Below are 5213 nucleotides of genomic sequence, written 5' to 3'. Positions count from 1 at the left end.
CTGTTCCAGCAGCGTCCGACCTCTGGTTGGGGCACGGTGGAGCAGATCACCGACCCGGAGTACTCGACCCTGGCGTTCCTGAAGGGTCTGAAGCAGGTCGACGGCTGGCAGGACATGCCGCTGACCGTGGCCGCGCAGACCGTGCAGGTGTCGGCGTACCCGGATCACTACGCCCAGTGGGAGCAGCTGGCCGCCGACCTCGTCGCGCAGCACTGGAACAGCTGACCCCGCAACAACTGACCCACATCTCGAGCAGACTTTCCTCGACAGAGGGGGAGCAGAAAGCCGCTGGCCGGCACCCGTACCCCGGGCGCCGGCCAGCGGCGTCTCCCCGTACAGCGGATGCTCGACCAGCGGCGGCGGTAGCCGGCTGGCTTTTGTTAAGAGGGGGCCCTTCCTACATACCAGGCGTTAAGAAGGGCCCCCTCCTTACACCGGGGTGGTGGGACTCAGCCGGGAGGTTGTCGGTGGTGGCGGGCGATGTCGACGAGAGCTGCCACCAGGGCCAGCGAGATGATCCCGGCAGAGGTCAGCAGCGACCGCTCGAACGCTCTCGACCAAGCGTCCGTCCCGTCGGACAGCGCGGAGAAGAAGACCGCCCCGACGGCCGCGATACCGGCCGCGGAGCCGATGCGCTGGCCGGTCTGGAGCATGCCCGCCCCGCTACCCGCCTCCGGGACCGGCACCTGCGACAGAGTCAGCGTCTGGTTCGGGGCGATCACCAGGCCGCTGCCGATCCCGGCGACCAGCAGCGGAGCGGCGGTCACCCAGGGCACGGGCGCGTGCGGCACCAGCTCGATGGCCAACGCCGTCAGGCCGAGACCGGCCACCACGGCCAGTAGGCCGATGGCGACCAGCGGCCGGCCGTACCGGTTGACGATCCGACCGCCGACCGCGGACGCGACTGCCGAACCGAGGGCGAACGGGGTGATCGCCAGGCCGGCGACGAGCGCGCTGTAGCCGCGCCCGTTCTGCAGGTACAGCGTGAGGATGAAGAAGATCGCGGTGAAGCCACCGAAGTACAGCAGCGCGATCAGCGAGCCCAGGGTGTAGGACTGGTGGTTGAACAGGCGGACGTCGAACATCGGAGGTCCGTGTCGTGCGTACCGTCGCTCCCAGAGCGCGAAGCAGAGCAGCGTGATCAGGCCGGCGGGCACCAGCAGCCATTTTTCCGGGCCGGGCCACTGCTCGCGTTGCATGAGCGGCAGCAACACCAGTGTCACGCCCACGCCGAGCAGCAGCACGCCGAGCGGATCCAGTCTGCGTTGCGAGCTGCGCTCGGTGACCCGTCCCGGCAGCAGCCGCCAGGCGAGGATCACCGCGACGATCCCGACCGGCACGTTGACGAAGAAGACCCACCGCCAACCGTGCTCCTGGCCGCCGGCGGCGATCAGCAGACCGCCGAGCAGAGGACCGACCGCGGTGGAGATGCCGATGGTGGCACCGAGCAGACCGAATGGTCGGGCCCGCTCGGGACCCTGGTAGAGCTGCTGAATCAGGCCGGTCACCTGCGGGTTCACCACACCGGCGGCGGCACCCTGGAGCAACCGGGTGGCGACCAGCCAGTCGGGGGACTGGGCAAACCCGGCCAGCGCGCTGGCCAGCGTGAACAGGGCGACGCCGAAGACGAACGCGTTGCGGCGGCCACGGATGTCACCGAAACGCCCGGCCGGCACCAGGACCAGCCCGAAGGCCAGCGCGTAGCCGGAGAGCACCCACTGCAGGTCGCTGGGGCTGGCCTGTAGGGAACGTTCCAGCGACGGTAGAGCGACGTTGACGATGCTGATGTCGAGCAGCGTCATGAACGCCGCGACGAGTCCGACCCCCAGGGCCTGCCGGCGTCGCCGTTCGTCGTACGGCCCGCCGTCGGTCACCCCAACTGTTGTACGCAGAACCGCGGGCCGAAGTCGAGGCCGGCCATCGGCGAGTCCTCGCGGTGCAACAGGTTCTTCTCGGTGAGCAGGTGTAGCGGGGTCTGCAACTGCTCCTCGCTGAGGCCGCACTCCTCAGCGATCAGGTCCGGGTAGGGAACCTGGCCGCGCGACTCCAGGGCCGCCACCGCATCGTAAACCTGGACCTCGACATCCGACAGCTGCACCTGCTGCATGGCGTTCTCCTCACGTTTTCCCGCCGACTGCTGGCGGTCCGCGTCGCGCGGTTACCCACCGCCGCCCCGAAGATGCCCTGATTTGAAGGAAGGGTCCCCTGTGAACGCCTCCGGTAGAGCACGGGCCCCCTGTTAACACGCAGGAGCGTGGCATCCCATTAATCCAGGATCCTAGGACGCCGTAGGCAGGGTGACTGTCCAAGCTCGACCAGGACCCGAACCCACTGCGCTAGTGAATCTTGTTCGCATCGAAGAGCCGCGTGCATCCGTTCAAGGTGTCCATCGAGCAGTCCCTGCTGTCCGAGTTTCCGCACTTCGCGTCCGGGTAGGGCGTTGCGGGACCCCTTCGGATCGACCCGCGCGAGGAGACGACCGTGAGCGAGACCCAGCACACCCAGCAGGACCCGGCCGAGCAGTTCGGCCAGCAGTCCGGGCAGCCCAACCAGCAGCAGAACCCGCCGGGCCGTACGGACAACATGACGCCGAAGCCGGACCACGGCGAGGAGACGTACCGGGGCACCGGCAAACTCGACGGCAAGAAGGCGGTGATCACGGGCGGCGACTCCGGCATCGGCCGGGCGGTGGCCATCGCGTACGCCAGAGAGGGTGCCGACGTGTTGATCTCCTACCTCAGCGAGGAGGAGGACGCCGACGCCCGGGAGACTGTCCGGCTCATCGAGGCCGCCGGCCGAAAGGGTGTCGCGATACGGGGCGACATCGCCGATGAGCGCAACTGCGAGATGCTGATCGAGCGGGCGGTGAGCGACCTCGGTGGCATCGACATCCTGGTGAACAACGCGGCGTACCAGATGGCGCAGGACAAGGGCATCGCCGCGATCAGCACCGAGCAGTTCGACCGGGTGTTCAAGACCAACCTGTACGCCATGTTCTGGTTGTGCAAGGCAGCCCTGCCGCACCTGGGCGAGGGAGCCACGATCATCAACACCTCCTCGATCCAGGCGTTCGACCCGTCGCCGCAGCTGCTCGACTACGCCACCACGAAGGCGGGGATCGCCAACTTCACCAAGGCCCTCGCCGCGGACCTGGTCGACCGGGGTATCCGGGTGAACGCGGTCGCGCCCGGGCCGGTCTGGACGCCGCTGATTCCGGCGACCATGCCGGAGGAGAAGGTCAAGCAGTTCGGCACCGACACCCCGATCGGGCGGCCGGGCCAGCCCGCTGAGATGGCCCCCGCATACGTCTTCTTCGCCTCGCAGGAGTCGAGCTTCGTCACCGGCGAGGTCCTCGGCGTAACCGGCGGCCGTTTCACCAAGTGAGGTGTAAGGAGGGGCCCCTTCTTAACGCCTCCGGTATAGGAGGGGCCCCCTATTAACAACGCGCTTTCCGGGCGGGTCGCGCGCACAGACCGGCTGGCCGCCCGCAGCACGGCCGACCGGGCTTCCCTCGGCGACGTGCGAAGGGTGTACACCGTTCTCCGTGCCGCCCGGGCGGGGTGGGGCCGGATTAGCGGGGCCAGTTGGCCAACTGCCGTCGGACGCGGGCGACGTCGGTGGGATCGAGGCCGTAGCGGGCGAACCTTCCGTCCGGTAGCCGATCAAGGTAGCGGCCGGCGGCCCGGACGTCCTCGTCGTCAAGCGCGGGGTCGAGCTGCCGGGCGAGCTCTAGCAGTTCGACCACGGACCGTTCCTCCAGGGCGGAGGCCACGTCGATGTAGTCGCGGACCTCACGACGGTTTACCAGGGCGGCGGTCTTGTTGGCGATCAGGTCGCGCACGTCCATCACCGGTCCGAGGTCCATCACCACCGGGCTGCGGTACCGGTCGAGGCGGGCGAGGCTAAGCCGGATCTGTCGCCCGTCCCGGGTGACGAGGAAGTCCCGCATGTCCCGGTCGAAGCCGTCGAAGACCTCGCCGAGGTCGCTGTCCGGATCGGCGTCGGCCACCTCGAACCCGGCCGCCCGTAACGCGTCCCGTACCCCGGCCGCCGCTGCGGCGGCGGCCCCCTCGACGTCCGCGAAGAGGTCGACGTCCTCCGTGGGGCGGGTGACCAGACCGTACGCGGCCCAGGCCACGCCGCCGCCGAGGACGAAACGGTGCGGTCCAGCGACGGTCAACGCCACCCGGGCCACCTCGCGGTAGAACTCGTGCGGGTGCGCTCCGAACCGTTCCCCGTGGTGTGCTTCGGGGGGTGCCTGGCTCACGTTGACCGGAGGCCCCGGTGCCGACTCTCCCAGGCCAGTCGGACGCCGCGAGGCAAGTTGAGCAGTCGCCACACCCGACGCAGGATTCGCCCGTTGACCAGGCTGCGCAGGTCGTCGACGCTGCTGGTTTCCCGCAGCACGTTCTCGTACATCCAGAGCAGTTGGTCAGGATCGCGGAGGTCGAACGCGCGGTCCGCGCACCACATCAACCGCACCGGCAACTCCACCACGCCCCGGGTGGGCCCGCGCAGCTCGGCCAGCGTCCGAGCCACCACGGCAGGGCGGCCGGGCCGGGCCAGGTGCGCCACGCCGGTAGAGGTGGGGGAGACGGCCTGCATGCTGTCAGGGTAACCCCAGACCTGCCGGGACCGGACCCACGACCTGCGCCCGACCCGAGCTACCGACCGCTCGCCTCAGGCGGTCTGGGGTCGGATGTCCGGTTTTTGCCTCGCGGCGGGTTGGAATGGTCGGTGGCCGGGGGTCGTTGAACCCGGGTGAGCGACCGTGAAGGGCGACCCGTCCGAGGCGGGTGTGCGCGATCCGGGAATGACCTGGCTCGGTCGGTCGTTGTACATGGTTCCGGCGGCGTGAAGTGGCCCCTCTTCTGCCCCGCGTGCCGGAGGATCTCTTTTCCCCTTGTTCTTTGAGTGCCTGACGGTGCTTGCGTGCGTGTCGACCTTCCCCCGGTCGGTGTGTGTGCCAACCCCCGAATGGAGCTTTCATCATGAACACGATCTTCCGTAAGAGCGTGCTGGGTATTGCTGGTGTGGCGTTTGCTGGTGGCATGGTCGCTGGTCCGGTGGCCGCGTACGCGGACACCGCCCCGGTCGCCGGTAAGCCGGTGGCGGTGGTGCAGGCTGACAAGCCGGACATGGGCAAGCTGGTTCCGCATGGTGTGCAGGGCAGTCAGTCGACGATCGACCTGTCTGATGAGCAGACCGCGAAT

At 68.7% G+C, this 5213-nt stretch carries 5 protein-coding genes and 2 pseudogenes; 3 read left to right on the top strand and 4 right to left on the bottom strand.

Features of this window, described 5'->3' with window-relative positions; translation table 11 throughout:
* Positions 1 to 225 (top strand): annotated as a pseudogene (locus BMY89_RS29680) (hypothetical protein); the annotation flags it as partial.
* Between the two features lie 224 nt (positions 226 to 449).
* Here the strand turns inward: BMY89_RS29680 and BMY89_RS29675 are convergent.
* Positions 450 to 1874: an MFS transporter gene (locus BMY89_RS29675; protein ID WP_232521627.1), complete on the bottom strand. Its 1425-nt coding sequence runs from the start codon at positions 1872 to 1874 to the stop codon at positions 450 to 452.
* Positions 1871 to 2107, bottom strand: a complete 237-nt coding sequence (locus BMY89_RS29670; RefSeq protein ID WP_092383817.1) for a hypothetical protein — start codon at positions 2105 to 2107, stop codon at positions 1871 to 1873. The genes BMY89_RS29675 and BMY89_RS29670 overlap by 4 nt, the downstream gene beginning before the upstream one ends.
* Positions 2108 to 2481: 374 nt before the next feature.
* Here BMY89_RS29670 and BMY89_RS29665 point away from each other — a divergent pair, with 374 nt between their 5' ends.
* Complete coding sequence (locus BMY89_RS29665; protein ID WP_092383814.1) at positions 2482 to 3384, top strand: SDR family oxidoreductase; 903 nt, start codon at positions 2482 to 2484, stop codon at positions 3382 to 3384.
* Between the two features lie 187 nt (positions 3385 to 3571).
* Here the strand turns inward: BMY89_RS29665 and BMY89_RS29660 are convergent, their stop codons facing one another.
* Positions 3572 to 4267 carry a nucleotidyl transferase AbiEii/AbiGii toxin family protein gene (locus tag BMY89_RS29660; protein ID WP_232521626.1) on the bottom strand — a complete coding sequence of 232 codons (696 nt, stop codon included), beginning with the start codon at positions 4265 to 4267 and terminating at the stop codon, positions 3572 to 3574.
* Positions 4264 to 4605 (bottom strand): hypothetical protein, encoded by a 342-nt coding sequence (locus BMY89_RS29655; RefSeq protein WP_092383811.1) that lies wholly within the window; start codon positions 4603 to 4605, stop codon positions 4264 to 4266. The genes BMY89_RS29660 and BMY89_RS29655 overlap by 4 nt, the downstream gene beginning before the upstream one ends.
* Before the next feature lie 386 nt (positions 4606 to 4991).
* Here BMY89_RS29655 and BMY89_RS29650 point away from each other — a divergent pair.
* Positions 4992 to 5213 (top strand): annotated as a pseudogene (locus tag BMY89_RS29650) (hypothetical protein); the annotation flags it as partial.

The organism is Micromonospora phaseoli (assembly GCF_900109115.1).
Lineage (GTDB): Bacteria > Actinomycetota > Actinomycetes > Mycobacteriales > Micromonosporaceae > Micromonospora > Micromonospora phaseoli.
The sequence above is the reverse complement of the archived record's forward strand: the minus strand, read 5'-3'. Positions and strand labels throughout refer to the sequence as shown.

Excerpts from the sequence above, each read along its gene's own strand:
- BMY89_RS29655 (WP_092383811.1), bottom strand. The coding sequence starts at position 4,605 with ATGCAGGCCGTCTCCCCCACCTCTACCGGCGTGGCGCACCTGGCCCGG.
- BMY89_RS29670 (WP_092383817.1), bottom strand. The coding sequence starts at position 2,107 with ATGCAGCAGGTGCAGCTGTCGGATGTCGAGGTCCAGGTTTACGATGCG.